The sequence below is a fragment of the Ruegeria sp. genome, from assembly GCF_040830605.1.
Lineage (GTDB): Bacteria > Pseudomonadota > Alphaproteobacteria > Rhodobacterales > Rhodobacteraceae > Ruegeria.
This window is the reverse complement of sequence record NZ_JBFOMD010000016.1, coordinates 20,870-37,022: the sequence shown is the minus strand read 5'-3', so window position 1 is coordinate 37,022 and position 16,153 is coordinate 20,870. Positions and strand designations below refer to the sequence as shown.

At 62.2% G+C, this 16,153-nt stretch carries 14 protein-coding genes and 1 tRNA gene; 8 read left to right on the top strand and 7 right to left on the bottom strand.

Annotated features, from left to right (window positions below):
* The first annotated feature begins 8 nt into the window (after positions 1-8).
* Positions 9-1,328, top strand: coding sequence for an ATP-binding protein (locus AB3N21_RS20070; protein ID WP_367936875.1), 1,320 nt, complete (start codon positions 9-11; stop codon positions 1,326-1,328).
* A gap of 1,084 nt (positions 1,329-2,412) precedes the next feature.
* On the opposite strand, the gene AB3N21_RS20065 is transcribed toward AB3N21_RS20070, so the two are convergent.
* A tRNA-Ile gene (locus AB3N21_RS20065) sits at positions 2,413-2,489 on the bottom strand.
* A gap of 106 nt (positions 2,490-2,595) precedes the next feature.
* Between AB3N21_RS20065 and purM the strand changes: the two genes are divergently transcribed.
* The 3 genes from purM to rnd all read left to right on the top strand — a co-directional run bounded on the left by purM (position 2,596) and on the right by rnd (position 5,525).
* On the top strand, positions 2,596-3,642 hold the full coding sequence (purM, locus tag AB3N21_RS20060) for a phosphoribosylformylglycinamidine cyclo-ligase (RefSeq protein ID WP_367936874.1): 1,047 nt from the start codon (positions 2,596-2,598) through the stop codon (positions 3,640-3,642).
* Complete coding sequence (purN, locus tag AB3N21_RS20055) at positions 3,639-4,235, top strand: phosphoribosylglycinamide formyltransferase (RefSeq protein WP_367936873.1); 597 nt, start codon at positions 3,639-3,641, stop codon at positions 4,233-4,235. The genes purM and purN overlap by 4 nt, the downstream gene beginning before the upstream one ends.
* A gap of 132 nt (positions 4,236-4,367) precedes the next feature.
* A complete protein-coding gene (gene rnd, locus AB3N21_RS20050; RefSeq protein ID WP_367936872.1) occupies positions 4,368-5,525 on the top strand; it encodes a ribonuclease D in 1,158 nt (385 codons plus the stop codon).
* A 9-nt stretch (positions 5,526-5,534) separates the two neighbouring features.
* Here the strand turns inward: rnd and AB3N21_RS20045 are convergent, their stop codons facing one another.
* Complete coding sequence (locus AB3N21_RS20045) at positions 5,535-6,047, bottom strand: hypothetical protein (RefSeq protein WP_367936871.1); 513 nt, start codon at positions 6,045-6,047, stop codon at positions 5,535-5,537.
* Between the two features lie 141 nt (positions 6,048-6,188).
* Between AB3N21_RS20045 and AB3N21_RS20040 the strand changes: the two genes are divergently transcribed.
* The gene (locus AB3N21_RS20040; protein WP_367936953.1) at positions 6,189-6,599 is read left to right on the top strand and encodes a SufE family protein; all 411 of its coding nucleotides are present in this window, start codon (positions 6,189-6,191) and stop codon (positions 6,597-6,599) included.
* A 96-nt stretch (positions 6,600-6,695) separates the two neighbouring features.
* Here AB3N21_RS20040 and AB3N21_RS20035 read toward each other — a convergent pair whose 3' ends face one another.
* Positions 6,696-7,349, bottom strand: a complete 654-nt coding sequence (locus tag AB3N21_RS20035) for a DUF1638 domain-containing protein (RefSeq protein ID WP_367936870.1) — start codon at positions 7,347-7,349, stop codon at positions 6,696-6,698.
* Between the two features lie 244 nt (positions 7,350-7,593).
* Positions 7,594-8,292 (bottom strand): B12-binding domain-containing protein, encoded by a 699-nt coding sequence (locus AB3N21_RS20030; protein ID WP_171176705.1) that lies wholly within the window; start codon positions 8,290-8,292, stop codon positions 7,594-7,596.
* Between the two features lie 278 nt (positions 8,293-8,570).
* Here AB3N21_RS20030 and AB3N21_RS20025 point away from each other — a divergent pair, with 278 nt between their 5' ends.
* The gene (locus AB3N21_RS20025) at positions 8,571-9,662 is read left to right on the top strand and encodes a PA0069 family radical SAM protein (protein WP_367936869.1); all 1,092 of its coding nucleotides are present in this window, start codon (positions 8,571-8,573) and stop codon (positions 9,660-9,662) included.
* A gap of 174 nt (positions 9,663-9,836) precedes the next feature.
* On the top strand, positions 9,837-10,379 hold the full coding sequence (locus tag AB3N21_RS20020; protein ID WP_367936868.1) for a dihydrofolate reductase family protein: 543 nt from the start codon (positions 9,837-9,839) through the stop codon (positions 10,377-10,379).
* A 92-nt stretch (positions 10,380-10,471) separates the two neighbouring features.
* On the opposite strand, the gene AB3N21_RS20015 is transcribed toward AB3N21_RS20020, so the two are convergent.
* Positions 10,472-11,767, bottom strand: a complete 1,296-nt coding sequence (locus AB3N21_RS20015) for a citrate synthase (protein WP_367936867.1) — start codon at positions 11,765-11,767, stop codon at positions 10,472-10,474.
* Between the two features lie 123 nt (positions 11,768-11,890).
* Positions 11,891-13,291, bottom strand: a complete 1,401-nt coding sequence (gltX, locus tag AB3N21_RS20010; RefSeq protein ID WP_367936866.1) for a glutamate--tRNA ligase — start codon at positions 13,289-13,291, stop codon at positions 11,891-11,893.
* Between the two features lie 78 nt (positions 13,292-13,369).
* Between gltX and AB3N21_RS20005 the strand changes: the two genes are divergently transcribed.
* Complete coding sequence (locus AB3N21_RS20005; RefSeq protein ID WP_367936865.1) at positions 13,370-15,421, top strand: ComEC/Rec2 family competence protein; 2,052 nt, start codon at positions 13,370-13,372, stop codon at positions 15,419-15,421.
* On the opposite strand, the gene lexA is transcribed toward AB3N21_RS20005, so the two are convergent.
* On the bottom strand, positions 15,415-16,113 hold the full coding sequence (lexA, locus tag AB3N21_RS20000) for a transcriptional repressor LexA (RefSeq protein WP_367936864.1): 699 nt from the start codon (positions 16,111-16,113) through the stop codon (positions 15,415-15,417). The genes AB3N21_RS20005 and lexA overlap by 7 nt on opposite strands.
* Positions 16,114-16,153 lie beyond the last annotated feature (40 nt).

Sequence of the window (16,153 nt, the reverse complement as noted above, 5' to 3'; positions counted from 1 at the left end):
CTTAGCGCATGTCCTTCCGGTGGCTCAAACCCTATATGCCGCGCAGCCTTTATGCCCGTGCGGCGCTTATACTGGCGCTGCCCATGGTGGTGGTGCTGCTGGTTGTCGCAGTTGCCTTCCTGCAGCGCCATCTCGAAGACGTCACGGCGCAGATGACCCTGACCGTGTCGCGTGAGATCGACATGATCGTGGATCAGGCGGTAATGGCCGACAATCAGCAAGAGGCACTGACCAAGGCAGGCCCGACCCTGGAAGCCCTGCAGATGCAGGCACGCTTTGTGACCCCTGATCCCGAATACAGCGCCGACCGGCGCCGGTGGTACGATTTCACGGGCGCGGTCGTGCAGCGCAACATGCACTTTCTGCTGCCGGATGCGCAGGCGGTCCTCCTGCCCAGCAGCCGCCAGACGTTGGTTTATCTGGAGACTCGTCTGGGCCTGCTGGAGCTGTCCTTTGACCGCCGCCGCCTGTCGCCCGCCGCTCCGCACCAGCTGATCGTGACCATGGTGTTCTTTGCGGTGCTGATGACCACCATCTCGTTCCTCTACATGCGCAATCAATTGCGGCCGATCACCAAGATGGCCGAGGCGGCGCAGGCCTTTGGCCGGGGCAGGGTGGTGCCCTATGCGCCCCGGGGGGCGGTTGAGGTGCGCACGGCAGGGCACGCCTTTCTGGACATGCGCGCCCGAATCGAGCGGCAGATCGAGCAGCGCACCCTGATGCTTTCGGGCGTCAGCCACGATCTGCGCACACCGCTCACCCGGCTGAAGCTGGGGCTGGCGATGATGCCCGAGGAGGAGGCAGCGCCGCTGCTCAAGGACGTGGACGAGATGCAAAGCCTGCTCGATGCTTTCCTCGATTTCTCGCGGGGCGCGTCGGAAGGGACACCCGAGGCAGTCGATCCTGCGGCGCTGCTGAGCCAGATCGTCGAGGATGCAAAACGCGCCGGGCGCGCCGTCGAACTGACCGAGTGCGAAGGCCAGGGCAGCGCCATGCTGCGCCCGACCGCCATTCGCCGGGCCGTCGGCAATCTGATCGGTAACGCGGTGCGCTATGGCAACCGGGCCGAGGTCAGCCTGATGATGACCCCGAAATCGCTGCGCATCCGGGTGGAGGATGACGGCCCCGGCATCCCGCCCGAACAGCGCACCGAGGCCGCGAAACCCTTCTCTCGTCTCGACCCGGCGCGCAACCAGAATCAAGGCACAGGGGTGGGGCTGGGTCTGGCCATCGTCGCCGATATCGCCCGCGCCCATGGCGGCGCGTTGCGGCTGGGTGAAAGCGAAAAGCTGGGCGGCTTGCGCGCGGATATCGTGATCGGGCGGTGAGGCTGGTAGGCCCGGAGGGAGGGTGCAACGTGTGTGAAATCAACTAGATAGTTTGGCTAAACTCGTGGCAAATGCGCTTACAAATCTCGATAGGATGGCTAACCTTCTTGCCCGTAAGAAAACACAAAACTAGGGGTTTCGAATAACCATGGAGCCATACCAATTCATTGGTACAGTCCTGCCCGAACGCGCCCAGATAAGCGTCTCTTTCAATCTCAGATTTTCTCATCCAGCTACAGGTTGCGATGGCGCGGTCGAAGTTTCGATTATTAACAACCAAATAATGGTGCGGGTATACTCGGAAGCAGATTGGGAAGTTCATGACCTCCGCAATGTAGTACTTAACACCGTGCAATCGGAGATAGCGACCGTCGGTTACTTAATTGGGCACGCATACGACATCGAGATTACGCGTGTAGTTAACACTTCGAAGGGCGTTGACTATGTGTTCGGCATCGACATGCCTTGTATTAATGAACCTAGAAAGGAGCGAGACGTAATTTCAGACCTGAACAACTTGCGCCCTTTGAAGGTCGGGGAGAAAGGTATTCACATTGTAAGATGCTTCAACGATTTGAACTCTGCGATGCGACATACGGACGACACAGCATTCTACTGTTTTCGCGCAATTGAAGCATTGAGGCATCACTGCGCGGCAATGCATGGGATTGTTGAAGCTGATAAGAAATCTCAATGGCAAAAACTTAGCGACATATGCGGTTTTGGCGAAGGCGAAGTCGACATTAACTCAATTCGCGAGGCGTCAACTAGAGTCCGACACGGAGAAGTCCTTTATCAAAGCAATGAAGACCGAGCGAAGTTGCTTCAGGATACTTGGTCAATAGTTGATAGGTACATTTCGCTACTTCTGTAGTCACTGCCGAATGTTTGAACAGACATTTGGGCGGGGAAGTCTGATAATGCTGGAGGAAATTATAAGCTCTTTCGGCAAGCTCGTTATTGGGTTTTTCGTTTGGAATGACCTGCGGCATGAAGGTCAAGTGCCCGACTTCAAAGGGAAATTTTTGTGGTTCGCCACAATGACATGGCTAACCGCCCATAACTCACTGAAAGAAAAGGATCATGGTAGGCCCGGAGGGACTCGAACCCCCAACCAAAGCGTTATGAGCGCTCTGCTCTAACCAATTGAGCTACAGGCCCGCCTGAGCGCCTTGGGTATCACGGTGACCGCCCGCGTCAAGCCTGACCGTTGCATGCGCGGGCACAATCGACTAACCCGCGCGAAAGCAACCATGAGGGATGAACCATGACAGCGGGCAAGAACGGCATGACCTATGCCGATGCGGGCGTGGATATCGATGCGGGCAACGCTCTGGTCGACCGGATCAAGCCTGCGGCCAAGCGGACCGACCGCTCGGGCGTGATGAGCGGGCTGGGCGGGTTCGGCGCGCTGTTCGACCTCAAGGCCGCCGGTTACAACGATCCCATTCTTGTGGGGGCCACCGACGGGGTGGGCACCAAGCTGCGGATCGCCATCGACACCGGTGTGGTGGACGGTGTGGGCATCGATCTGGTGGCGATGTGTGTCAACGATTTGATCTGTCAGGGGGCCGAGCCGCTGTTCTTCCTCGACTATTTCGCCACCGGCAAGCTTGAGACCGAGACCGCCGCGCGGATCATCGAAGGCATTGCCGAGGGCTGCGTGCGCTCGGGCTGCGCGCTGATTGGGGGCGAGACCGCCGAGATGCCGGGCATGTACCCCGAGGGTGACTTCGATCTGGCGGGCTTTGCTGTCGGCGCGATGGAGCGGGGTACGGCCCTGCCTGCGGGTGTGCAGGAAGGCGACGTGCTGTTGGGGTTGGCCTCGGACGGGGTGCATTCCAACGGCTATTCGCTGGTGCGCAAGCTGGTCGAGCATTCCGGGCTGGGCTGGGACGCGGCCAACCCCTTTGGCGACGGCGCGCTGGGGGAGGCGCTGCTGACGCCCACGCGGCTTTATGTCAAACCGGCGCTGGCGGCGATCCGGGCGGGCGGCGTGCACGCGCTGGCCCATATCACTGGTGGTGGTTTGACAGAGAACCTGCCGCGCGTGCTGCCCGAGGGGTTGGGAGCCGAGATTGACCTGAACGCATGGGCCCTGCCGCCGGTCTTCGGCTGGATGGCCGAGACGGGTGGGATTGCCGAAGGCGAAATGCTCAAGACCTTCAACTGCGGCATTGGCATGATCGTGGTCTGCGCTGCGGACCGGGCCGACGCCTTGGCCGACCTTCTGGCCGCCGAAGGTGAGAGCGTGGCCCGCATCGGTGAGGTCACCGCACAGGCAGGCGTCGCCTACACGGGCGCGCTGCTGTGAGCCACCAGCGCGTCGCCATTCTGATCTCGGGTGGCGGGTCCAACATGGTCTCGCTGGTCGACAGCATGATCGGAGATCATCCGGCGCGGCCCTGTCTGGTGATGTCGAACGACGCCGAGGCGGGTGGGCTGAAAAAGGCCGCCGCGCGGGGCATTGCGACGGCTGTGGTGGACCATCGCCCCTTTGCGGGCGACCGGGCGGCATTTGAGGCGGAACTGGTCAAGCCTCTGCTTGCGGCGGAGGCGGATATCGTCTGCCTTGCCGGGTTCATGCGGGTTCTGACCGCGGGTTTCGTGTCGCAGTTTAAGGGGCGGATGCTGAACATCCACCCTTCGCTGCTGCCCAAATACAAGGGGCTCAATACCCATGCCCGCGCGCTTGAAGCCGGAGACGCAGAGCATGGCTGCACCGTGCACGAGGTCACGGCGGCGCTGGATGACGGGCCAATTCTGGGTCAGGCACGGGTTCCCGTCGCGTCCGGAGATACGCCGGAAACGCTGGCGGCGCGGGTTCTGGAATGGGAACATCAGCTCTATCCGGCGGTTCTGGGCCGCTTTGCTGCCGGTGATCGGCGGCCGGTCTTGTTGCCATAAGGCGGCAGCGGGTGATTTACACCCGCCTCGGGTTCGGCCTATGGTCACAAGCATAACCCGGCACGACGGTAGATCCATTGGGGCAGATCGATTGGGCCGCACCAAGAATAAAAGCAAGAAATCAAATCGCGAATGAAAACTTTGACCACCACGCAGGAGCTGGCCGAATTCTGCCAGACCGCCGCCGCCCATCCTTACGTCACCGTCGATACCGAGTTTTTGCGTGAGAGAACCTATTACTCTCGCCTGTGCCTGATCCAACTGGCCTATCCCGGTGAGGGGGATGAGACCGCCGTTCTGGTCGATCCGCTGGCCGAGGGCCTGTCGCTGGAACCTATGCTGGATCTCTTCCGCAACGAAAACGTGGTCAAGGTGTTCCACGCGGCCCGGCAGGATCTCGAAATCTTCTGGGTTGAATCCGGCGTATTCCCGATCCCGCTGTTTGACACGCAGGTTGCGGCGATGGTGTGCGGCTTTGGTGAGCAGGTCGGGTATGAAACCCTGGTGCGCAAGATTTGCAAACAGGGGCTCGACAAGACCTCACGCTTTACCGACTGGTCGCGGCGCCCGCTGAGCGAGGCACAGAAGACCTATGCGCTGGCCGATGTCACGCATCTGCGGCGGATATACGAACATCTCGCGGCTGAGCTTGCGAAATCCGGTCGCCAGCACTGGGTGGCCGAGGAATTGCAGATCCTCACCGACCCGGCCACTTATGACATTCGCCCCGAGGAAGCATGGCGGCGGATCAAGACCCGGACCAGTTCGGCCAAGTTCCTGGCCGTGGTGCGCGAGCTGGCGCAGTTTCGCGAGGCCTATGCGCAGGAAAACAACGTCCCCCGCAACCGGGTGTTCAAGGATGACGCGCTGATCGAGATGGCCTCGACCAAGCCCAAGACGCCCGCCGATCTGGGCGGTTCGCGGCTGCTCTTGCGTGAGGCGCGCAAGGGTGTGATCGCCGAGGGCATTCTGGCTGCCGTCAAGCGCGGGGTGAATTGCCCGCCGGACCGGATGCCACGTCTGGACAACAGCCGTGACAAGCTGCAGGTGAACCCGGCGCTGGCCGATCTTCTGCGGGTGCTGCTGAAATCCAAGACCGAAAGCGCAGGCGTGGCGGCCAAGCTGATCGCCACCAGTTCCGAACTGGATCAGATCGCTGCTGGGGAGCGGTCCGTGGCGGCCTTGTCCGGCTGGCGCTATGAGGTGTTTGGCGAAGACGCATTGCGCCTGTGCGATGGCAAGATCGCCCTGTCTGCCAAAGGGCAGGCGGTGCAGGTCGTGCCGCTCTGATCGCGGTTTTTAGCGTCTGCGCGCTTCGCGAGCGTTCTGCTGTCCCGTGACCCGGATCAGGCGGATGCCTTCCAGATCCTGATTGGTGACGCTGATCGCCTCGGTGATCCGGCGGGTCTGCTCCGGCCCCTGAGGCGTCGGATCGCGCGGGTAGAGAACGCGGAAGCTGAAGGCGAGCACGCCGTTCTCGGCGTTTTCCTCGGTCAGTTCGGGGCGCAGCCGGGCAGCGTAGGCGCCCTGGCGATTGGCAACGCCAGTGGCATAGATGATGGCGCCGGTCGGCGTCGGCTCGACCTTCAGTTCGGTGATGGCGGTGATCGGAATGCTGCGGTCCACCGGCGCCGCATCGCGGCCTCGGGTGGCAGGCAGAAGCGGATTGACCTCACCGGCGGTTGCAGTGTCGGCAGGCACCGATCTGCTGTTGCCGAACCAGTTCGACGGGTTCACGCGGGAATTGCGCCAGGCGTTGCAGGCGGACAGGGTCAGCGCCGCGACCAGGAGAAGCGTCAGAGGTTTTTGCATGGTGCCTGCCAATTCTTCGGTTTTTCCTGTCAACGGGTTAGCGCATCCTGCGTGGCTTGAAAAGCCATGGCTGGGACTGGACAGCCGGGCAGGGGAGGCTTAGGTCACCACGTAAGAGACCCAATGCCGAAGGAATGCCGCATGGCCAGCCCCGCCTTTGAAGAAATCGTCGAGGATTTCGAGTTCCTTGAGGACTGGGAGGACCGGTATCGCCATGTCATCGACCAGGGCAAGGCAATGGCGCCGCTGGACGACGCGCTGAAGGTACCTGCAACCAAGGTGCATGGCTGCGCCAGTCAGGTCTGGCTGCATCCGATGATCCAGGGCGGCATCTTTCGCTTTGACGGCGACAGTGATGCGATGATCGTGCGCGGTCTGATCGCGGTGCTGCGGGCGCTTTACAACGACCTGCCGGTTTCAGACGTTCCCAAAGTCGACGCGCGGGCGGAAATGGCGCGTCTGGGGCTCAACGATCACCTGTCGGCGCAGCGATCCAACGGGTTGCGGTCGATGATCGAACGGATTCGTGAGGTCGCATCCGAGAATGCTTGAACGGAGGAAGCGAGGGGCCAGCCCCGCCGTCATCGGTCACTCGGACCGATGGCGCAACCGATGACGGCTCCCCGGATATTTTTGAACAGAAGAAGTTTATTTGGCCCAGGCGGCCATTGTCGTCTCGAGGTCACCATAGCCGGTGAAGCGGCGTTCGAAGGCGAGGCCCATGCGGTCGGCGCAGTCTTTGGCGCGCGCGGTGAGATCGGGATCGTCGGTCTGGGCCTGATAGACAAGCTTGGTGTAGTTTCCGAAATACATGTCCCGCAGTTCCGGATGGCGGTCGAGGCCCAGTGGCTTCCACACGAACGCATCGAATTGCCGCGCGAGAAAATCGGTCAGGTAGAAGGCGGTGGTTTCACTTTCATCACGCCCTGCAAACGCCTCATTTCCTTCAAAAAATGAGTAGCAATGCGGGCCTTCGACCATCTCGACACCCAACCGGTCACACGCTTGCCGCAGCAGCCCGCCGGTGCCACAATCGGCGTAGACGACAAAGATCCGATCGTAGGCGTCGCGGTGTTTTGCGACCGCCTCTTCGACAGCACTGGTGATCCGCTCGGGATGCACATGCAGTATCGCGGGTAGGCAGGTGAGTGCGATATGGTCCCAGCCATTGCGGGTCTTGATGTCCAGAATCTCTCTGGCCAATGCCCCGCACGCGATCAGCAGGATGCGTCCTGCGCCGTTTTGCGCCGCGACGCCCTCGGTCGTCAGTACGTGATCATCTGGCAGGTTGTGGCGCGTCATTCGAGCGGTCCCTTGGGTTTTTATCCTGTGCAGGCCGATACCAGAAGATAGCGCGAACCGGAGCGAAGCAAGCCCCGATCCGACACAGGATATCAGGCAACCGACACGAGTGTTCCACACTGGGTAGCGACCAGAATCAGTTGAGCCGCAAACCCGCAATCCGGTTTCACCGAACCTGCAATCACAACGGAAAAGACCGCCCGTTTAGGGGCGGCCTGCCATTTAGTGTCTGGAGACGAATCCGTTATCCGGCCAGTTGGTTGTGCTTGCGCGAGACGAAATCCTTGGCGGTTTCCACGGCCACGGCCGCATCGCGGCAATAGGCGTCGGCGCCAATGGCCTTGCCGAACTCTTCGTTCAGCGGTGCGCCGCCCACAAGCACGATGTAGTCGTCGCGTATGCCTTGTTCGACCATCGTGTCGATCACGACTTTCATGTAAGGCATGGTGGTGGTCAGCAGAGCCGACATGCCCAGGATGTCGGGCTGTTCGTTTTCCAGCGCTTCGAGATAGTTTTCGACCGGGTTGTTGATGCCCAGATCGACCACGTCGAAACCGGCGCCTTCCATCATCATCGACACCAGGTTCTTGCCGATGTCGTGGATGTCGCCCTTGACGGTGCCGATCACCATCTTGCCCACGCGCGGCGCGCCGGTTTCGGCCAGCAGCGGCTTGAGGATGGCCATGCCACCCTTCATCGCGTTGGCGGCGAGCAGCACCTCGGGTACGAACAGGATGCCGTCGCGGAAGTCGGCGCCGACGATAGTCATGCCGCCCACCAGCGCCTTGGTAAGGATGTCGTAGGGGGCCCAGCCCCGCTCCAGCAGGATGTTGACCCCTTCCTCGATCTCTTCCTTGAGACCGTCGTAGAGGTCGTCAAACATCTGCTCGACAAGTTCCTCGTCGTTCAGTTCCGACAGGACGATGTCTTCTTCATCCGACATGAGCCGATTCCCTGAGCTGTGTGGGGCAGCGCCCCCAAGTGGCATTTTTTCCGTTTTTGCCATTTCGTCGCAGTTCGACTGCGTTGATTGCGACATAGGCGGTTCTGCAACCGACCTATAGCCCGGATTTTGACGAAACGCCCATGAATAATCCGCAGCATCTTCCTGCAATTCATGCATCATAGGCTAACAGAAGGAAAATCTGAGCATCAGTTGAGGCCGTAAGTAGGGCATTTGTGGAACTTGTGGATGTTCTCCTATTGTTCTAGATTGCCGATGTGGAACAATCAGCGAACACAGAGAGCCTCAGACAAAAAACCCGAGGGCGCGGAACCGCCGCGAATCCGGCCGGCCGGTTCGAGAAATTCGGGACCGTGGCCGTCGATGACGGTTGGGAGGTGGACGAGGATCTGCCACCTGTCCGCACCGAGATCAGAGAAGAACTGGCGCGCAGTCTGATCACCTACAATCGTTCGCCGGATTTGCCGTTTGATCGGTCTATCAATCCTTATCGGGGGTGTGAGCATGGGTGCGTTTACTGTTTTGCGCGGCCCACCCATGCCTATCTGGGTCTTTCTCCGGGGCTGGATTTCGAAACCCGGCTGGTTGCGCGCCCGAATGCCGCCGACATTCTGCGCAAGGAGTTGAGCGCGCGGCGCTACAAGACGGCGGTGATCGCCATTGGCACAAACACCGATCCCTATCAACCGATCGAGAAGCAGCGTGCGATCACCCGCGGCTGTCTTGAGGTACTGGCCGAGTTCAACCATCCGGTGGCCATCGTCACCAAAGGGGCCCTGATCGAGCGGGATCTGGACATTCTGGGCCCCATGGCCGCGCGCGGTCTGACCCGTGTCGGTATCTCGCTTACGACACTGGATGCGGGGCTTTCACGCCGGATGGAACCGCGGGCGCCATCGCCCAAACGGCGGTTGCAGATGATCGAACGGCTCAGCCGGGCAGGGGTCCCGGTAAGGGTCATGACGTCACCTCTGGTTCCGGGGCTGACGGATCACGAGCTTGAGGACCTGCTGCGGGCTGGGCGCGATGCCGGGGCTGACACCGCCAGTTGGATCATGCTGCGTCTGCCCCGCGAAGTATCCCAGCTGTGGCAGGGCTGGCTGGCCGAACATGAACCCGGGCGGGCAGAGAAAGTCATGGCCCGGCTGCGCGAGATGCATGGCGGGCGGGACTATGACCCGCGCTGGGGGCACAGGATGCGGGGCGAGGGGCGCTATGCCGAAATGGTCGCGCAACGGTTCAAGGCTGCGATCAAGCGGCTGGGGCTGGCAGAGGAAGGTGATCCGCTGCGCACCGACCTGTTCCAGGTTCCGCCGCAGGCAGGGGATCAACTGAGCCTGCAGCTATGAACCCGGTTATCGGGCAGACTGCGGGCGGTTTGTCTGGCCGATACGCGGCCGCTTGTGTGTCGGGGTGTCCGGGCGTACCATTCGCGCAAACAGGAGTGCTCTGACAGTGATCAAATAAGAACCCGCCATACCATGCCCTCATGGGCCAATCGGTTTCTTATTTCGGAGCACAAAATGCATCCCATCACCTATGACGTCGCCGTTTCGGTGGACGGTTTCATCTCGGGTCCCGCAGAGGACATCTCACGCTTTGCGCATGACGGGCAGGTCGTCGATGACTATCGGCAGCGCTTGTCGACCTACGCGACCGCCATCATGGGGCGGGTGACTTATGAATTCGGCTATCGGTTCGGGCTGGAACCTGGCCAGAATCCATATACCCACATGAAAACATACGTGTTTTCGAAATCCCTGGAATGTCCAGCCGATGCTCAGATCGACATTGTGAGCGATCCGGTGGAGCAAGTCATCGCGGATCTGAATGAGACCTCGGACGGGCCAATCTATCTGTGCGGGGGTGGGGCGTTTGCCAGTGCGCTTCTGTCCCTTGGGCTGATCGACGTGATCCGCCTGAAGCGTGCGCCAATCCTGCTGGGTGACGGTGTGCGCCTGTTTCAAGACAAGACATGCGCGCCGGAGCTGTTCTGCACCCACACGAGGGATTACGGGAACGGATATGTCTATCAGGAGTTTCGGGTTGGCACGCCTGATCCGTGAACGCACATAAGAGCGCGAAGCGTTATTTGTGGCGTCGGGCAAAGAAAAACCCTCCGGGCGGATCGCCTGGAGGGTTTGTGAGACGATGAAGGTCAGCGGCCTTCGATATCCGTATAATCGCGGCTGGTCTCGCCCAGATACAGCTGACGCGGACGGCCGATCTTGTTCTGCGGATCGGCGATCATCTCTTTCCACTGGCTGACCCAGCCAACTGTGCGCGACAGCGCGAAGATCGGGGTGAACATCGAGGTCGGGAAACCCATCGCTTCGAGAATGATGCCCGAGTAGAAGTCCACGTTCGGGAACAGCTTCTTCTCGATGAAATACGGGTCTTCCAGCGCCTGCTTCTCCAGCGCTTTGGCGACTTGCAGCTTGGGGTTGTTGTCGATGCCCAGAAGCTCCAGCACCTCATCCGCAGACTGCTTCATCACCTTCGCGCGCGGGTCGAAATTCTTGTACACGCGGTGGCCGAAACCCATCAGGCGGAACGGATCGTTCTTGTCCTTGGCCCGTTCGATGAACTCGGGAATGCGATCGACCGACCCGATCTCTTCCAGCATTTCCAGGCAGGCCTGGTTGGCGCCGCCATGGGCGGGGCCCCAAAGGCAGGCAATGCCGGCGGCGATGCAGGCGAACGGGTTGGCCCCCGAGGAGGACGCCAGACGCACGGTCGAGGTCGAGGCGTTCTGTTCGTGATCCGCATGCAGCGTCAAGATGCGGTCCATCGCACGGCTGAGGATCGGGTTGACCTCGTATTCCTCGGCCGGCACGGCAAAGCACATGTAGAGGAAGTTCGACGCGTAATCGAGATCGTTGCGCGGATACATGAAGGGCTGGCCGATCGAATACTTGTAGGCCATCGCCGCAATGGTCGGCATCTTGGCGATCAAGCGATGGGTCGCAATTTCGCGCTGGCGCTCGTCCCCGACATCCGTCGAGTCATGGTAGAAGGCCGACATCGCGCCCACGACACCCACCATGGTGGCCATCGGATGCGCGTCGCGGCGGAACCCACGGAAGAAATAGTGCATCTGCTCATGGATCATGGTGTGGCGGGTGATGGTGGTTTCGAACTGTTCCAGCTCATCCGCTTGCGGCAAATACCCGTAAAGCAGCAGGAAACACACCTCGAGGAAGTGCGATTTCTCGGCCAGCTGATCGATGGGATAGCCCCGGTGCAGCAGCTCGCCCCTTTCACCGTCGATATAGGTGATGGTGCTGTCGCAGCTGGCCGTCGAGGTAAAGCCCGGGTCATAGGTGAACACGCCCGCCGTGCCATAAAGCCTGCGGATATCGATGACATCCGGCCCCGCCGTCGGCGAAAAGACCGGCAGCTCGTAGCTTTCGCCATTCACAGTCAGGTTGGCTGTTTTTTGGCTTTCTGTCATGGTTGTCCCTTCCATTTTCAGGCACGGGTCAGATCCGGAAATCTCCCGTGCGGGCAAAGGCTGCACGCGCACGCGCAGGCCGGGTTTTTGCGGAGCAGCGTTGCCCGAATATAAACGCGGGGCTTAGTCCACTGCATCAGAAAGTCGCGCCAGGGTTTCATCCCGCCCCAGCACGAGCATCATGTCGAACACCGAAGGTGTCACTGCCCGGCCTGCAAGCACGGCCCTGAGCGGACCCGCCAATTTGCCGAACTTAAGCCCGCGCGCCTCAGCGAACGCATTCAGGGCCTCCTCCAGTCCGTCTCGCGTCCAGCTAGCATTTTGCACGTGCGGCGTCAATTCGCTCAGTATACCGTCGGATACCGAAGCGAGCGCCTTTGCTGCCTTCTCATCCGGCTCAATCGGGCGGGACGTCAGGACAAAGTGCGCTTTTTCAAGTAGTTCCGGGAAGGTGCGCGCGCGATCCTTGAGGCAATACATCGCACGTTCCAGATCACTCGATTGTGTGGCGGTGAGAGCGGGCAGATCGGCGGCGGCCAGATACGCCTCGATTTCATGCCGCAACGCAGCGTCATCTGCGACCGCATTGTGCTGGCCAGAGAGATTTTCCAGCTTTTTCAGATCGAAGCGGGCCGGGCTCTTGCCGATTCCGTCCAGATCGAACCACTCGCGCGCCTGTTCGTCGGTAAAGAACTCGTCGTCGCCATGGCTCCAGCCCAGCCGCGCCAGATAGTTGCGCATGCCTGCCGCCGGGTATCCCATGGCCTGATATTCCTGTGCGCCAAGCGCGCCGTGGCGCTTGGAGAGCTTCTTGCCGTCGGGGCCGTGGATCAGCGGGATATGCGCCCAGACCGGCACGTCCCAGCCCATGGCTTCATAGATCATCATCTGGCGCGCGGCGTTGTTGAGGTGGTCGTCCCCCCGGATCACATGGGTCACGCCCATGTCGTGGTCGTCCACCACCACCGCCAGCATATAGACCGGCGTGCCGTCCGAACGCAGCAGGATCATGTCGTCGAGCTGGTCGTTGCGGATGGTGACGTCGCCCTGCACTTGGTCGCGGATCACCGTCGCCCCGTCCTGCGGCGCCCTGATGCGGATGGCAAAGGGTGCGTCGGGGTGGGTCGCGGGATCGGCATCGCGCCAGGGACTGCGGAACAGGGTGGATTTGCCCTCCGCGCGCGCCTCTTCGCGGAAGGCGGCAATTTCTTCTTGGGTCGAGAAACACTTATAGGCCTTGCCTTCGGTCAGCAGTTGATGCGCCACTTCGGCATGGCGGGCGGCGCCCTCGAACTGGCTGATCACATCGCCGTCGTGATCCAGCCCCAGCCACGCCATGCCCTGCAGGATTGCCGCCGTCGCCTCGGGGGTCGAGCGCTCGCGGTCGGTATCCTCGATCCGCAGCAGGAACTTGCCGCCACGCCCGCGCGCGTAGAGCCAGTTGAACAGCGCCGTGCGGGCGCCGCCGATATGCAGGTAACCGGTGGGCGAGGGGGCGAAACGGGTGACGACCTGATCGGACATGTGGGGCATTTACCTTTTGGTAACCGAGACGGATTTAGCTTGGCGCCTGTCTAGCGAGCCGGACGGACAGGAGCAACCATGCGCGTTCTGGCAAGGGCCGAGGCCGCGCTGCTGCGTCAGCGCGGGTATCTGTTTCCCTGGTCGCCGGTGTTTCTGGCACTGGGGATCGGCCTCTATTTCACGCTGACATGGGAGCCGCAGGTCTGGGTCTATCCGGGTCTGGCCTGTGTCGTCGCCGCAGGGCTGTGGCTGGGCCGGTTCATGCCCGCCGCCTGGTCGCCGCTCTTGTGGGCGCTGCTACTGGCGTCAGCCGGATTCGCGATGGCCGGTGCGCGTGCGCACCGGGTGGCAGAGCCGGTATTGAACTGGCGCTACTATGGCCCGATTGAGGGGCGGGTCGTGGCGCTGGACCGCTCTGCCTCGGATGCGCTGCGGGTCACGCTGGACCGGGTGCGCCTTAGGGGCGTTCCCGGGCCGCGGCGGCCTGCACGCATCCGCATATCGCTGCATGGGGGCGACGCCCTTCTGGCGCCCGGGCAGCGGGTGATGACCACCGGCCACCTGTCGCCGCCGCAAGGCCCGGTCGAGCCCGGCGGCTTCGATTTCCGCCGTCACGCCTGGTTTCAGCGGCTGGGTGCGGTCGGTTACACACGTGTTCCGGTTCTGACCGTCGCTCCGCCCGAGGAGGGCGTTGCGGGGCTGCGGGTTTCGTCGGTACGCATGGCGGCCTCGGCCCGGGTTCAGGCTGTGCTGCCTGGCGATGTCGGAGGCTTCGGCGCCGCAGTGACCACCGGCGACCGTAGCGCGGTCGGGCAACAGGCGCTCGAGGCGCTGCGGGCCAGCAATCTGGCGCATCTGCTGGCCATTTCCGGGCTGCATATGGGGCTTCTGGCCGGGTTCGTCTTTGCCGCGCTGCGCATTGGCCTGTCTCTGATCCCGACGCTGGCGCTGCGCCTGCCGGCGCGCAAGATCGCCGCTGTGGGCGCGCTGGTGACCTCGGCCGGTTATCTGGCGCTGTCGGGCGGCAGCGTGGCCACCGAGCGCGCCTTTGTCATGGTAGCGGTGATGCTCTGCGCCATTCTGGTGGACCGCCGTGCCATATCCTTGCGCGCGGTCGCGGTGGCGGCGCTGATCGTGCTCGGCTTGCGACCCGAGGCCCTGCTTAGCCCGGGCTTTCAGATGTCATTCGCCGCTACCACAGCGCTGGTCGCCGTGTTCGGGGGCTTGCGCGATACGGAGATTGGACTTGGTCCCAAATGGCTGCGCCCGGCGGTCGGATTAGCGCTGTCCTCGGCGGTGGCCGGGCTGGCCACGGCACCGGTGGGAGCAGCGCATTTCAACGCGGTGGCGCATTACGGGCTGCTGGCCAATCTGCTGTCGGTGCCGGTGATGGGCACGGTGGTGATCCCGGCGGCGGTTTTGGCCGCGCTGCTGGCGCCGGTCGGCCTGGAGTGGATCGGATTGCAGATCATGGGCCTTGGCCTGCGCTGGATTCTCGCCGTGGCGCATTGGGTTGCAGAGATGGACGGCGCCCGGGGTTTCGTGGCCAGCCCCCCGGCTTATGTTCTGCCGGTTCTGGCGCTGGGGGCGCTGTGGGTCATCCTGTGGCAGGGCCGCAGTCGCTGGACCGGAGCGGTGCCCGTGGTCGTCGCGCTATCGCTTTGGGGACAGGGTGAGCGTCCCCAGGTTCTGGTTGCTGATACCGGGGCCCTAGTCGGCGTGATGACTGACGAAGGCCGGGCGCTGAGCAAGGCGAGGGGCAGCGGTTTCATCGCTTCGGTTTGGCTGGAGAATGACGGTGACGGCACCGATCAGCCCGGCGCCGCCGCGCGCTGGCCGCAGGATGAGGGCAAGCTGCGCAGATATGATCTGGCGAGCGGAGAGCTGATCCACGTCACCGGCAAGCGGGCCGCACAGGGGCTGACGGAGTGCGACAAGACCCAGATCGTGATCTCACAGGTGCCGCTGACTCTCACGGGCGGTTGTGAGGTCTACGATCCAGACCGGCTGCGCCTGACGGGCAGCGTTGCGTTGGGAAGCAAGGACGTGGTCACCGCAACCGAACTGTCCGGCGACCGTCTCTGGAGCCCGGCGCGGGCCAAGGACGGTCGCGCGGCGCAGGCTCAGTAGGTGCGGATCAGTCCGACAAGGCGGCCCTGCACCTTGACCTTGTCCTCGGGGAATACGCGGGTTTCATAGGCGGGGTTTGCCGCCTCAAGCGCGATGGCATTGCCACGGCGGAAGAAGCGTTTCAGCGTTGCCTCCTGATCCTCGACTAGGGCCACCACGATATCGCCATTGTCGGCTGCGGAGGTTTCGCGGATCACAACCACGTCGCCGTCGTTGATCCCGGCATCGATCATCGAGTCGCCCTTGACCTCAAGCGCGTAATGCTCGCCCGAGCCTGACACCATCGAGCCCGGCACGGCAACCTGATGCGACACGTGGCTGATCGCCTCGATCGGGACACCGGCGGCGATGCGGCCCATCACCGGCAGCTCCAGCGCATGTACCGCTACCGGCTCGGTGTTGGCCGGGCGGGGGCCGGTGGGCCGGTCGCCGTCGATCACGCGCGGTTTGAAGCCCGCGGTGGGCTCTCCACCAAGGCTTTCGGGCAGCTTCACGATCTCGATGGCGCGGGCGCGATGGGCGAGGCGGCGGATGAAGCCGCGCTCTTCCAGTGCCGTGATCAGTCGGTGGATGCCCGATTTCGACCGCAGGTCCAGTGCCACCTTCATTTCGTCGAAACTCGGCGGCACCCCGTCCGCCTGCAGGCGTTTGTGGATGAATTCCAGCAAATCCAACTGCTTCTTTGTCAGCATCGCTCGTACCTCGCGCTTCATGCGTTTGCTTTTGTTCTAC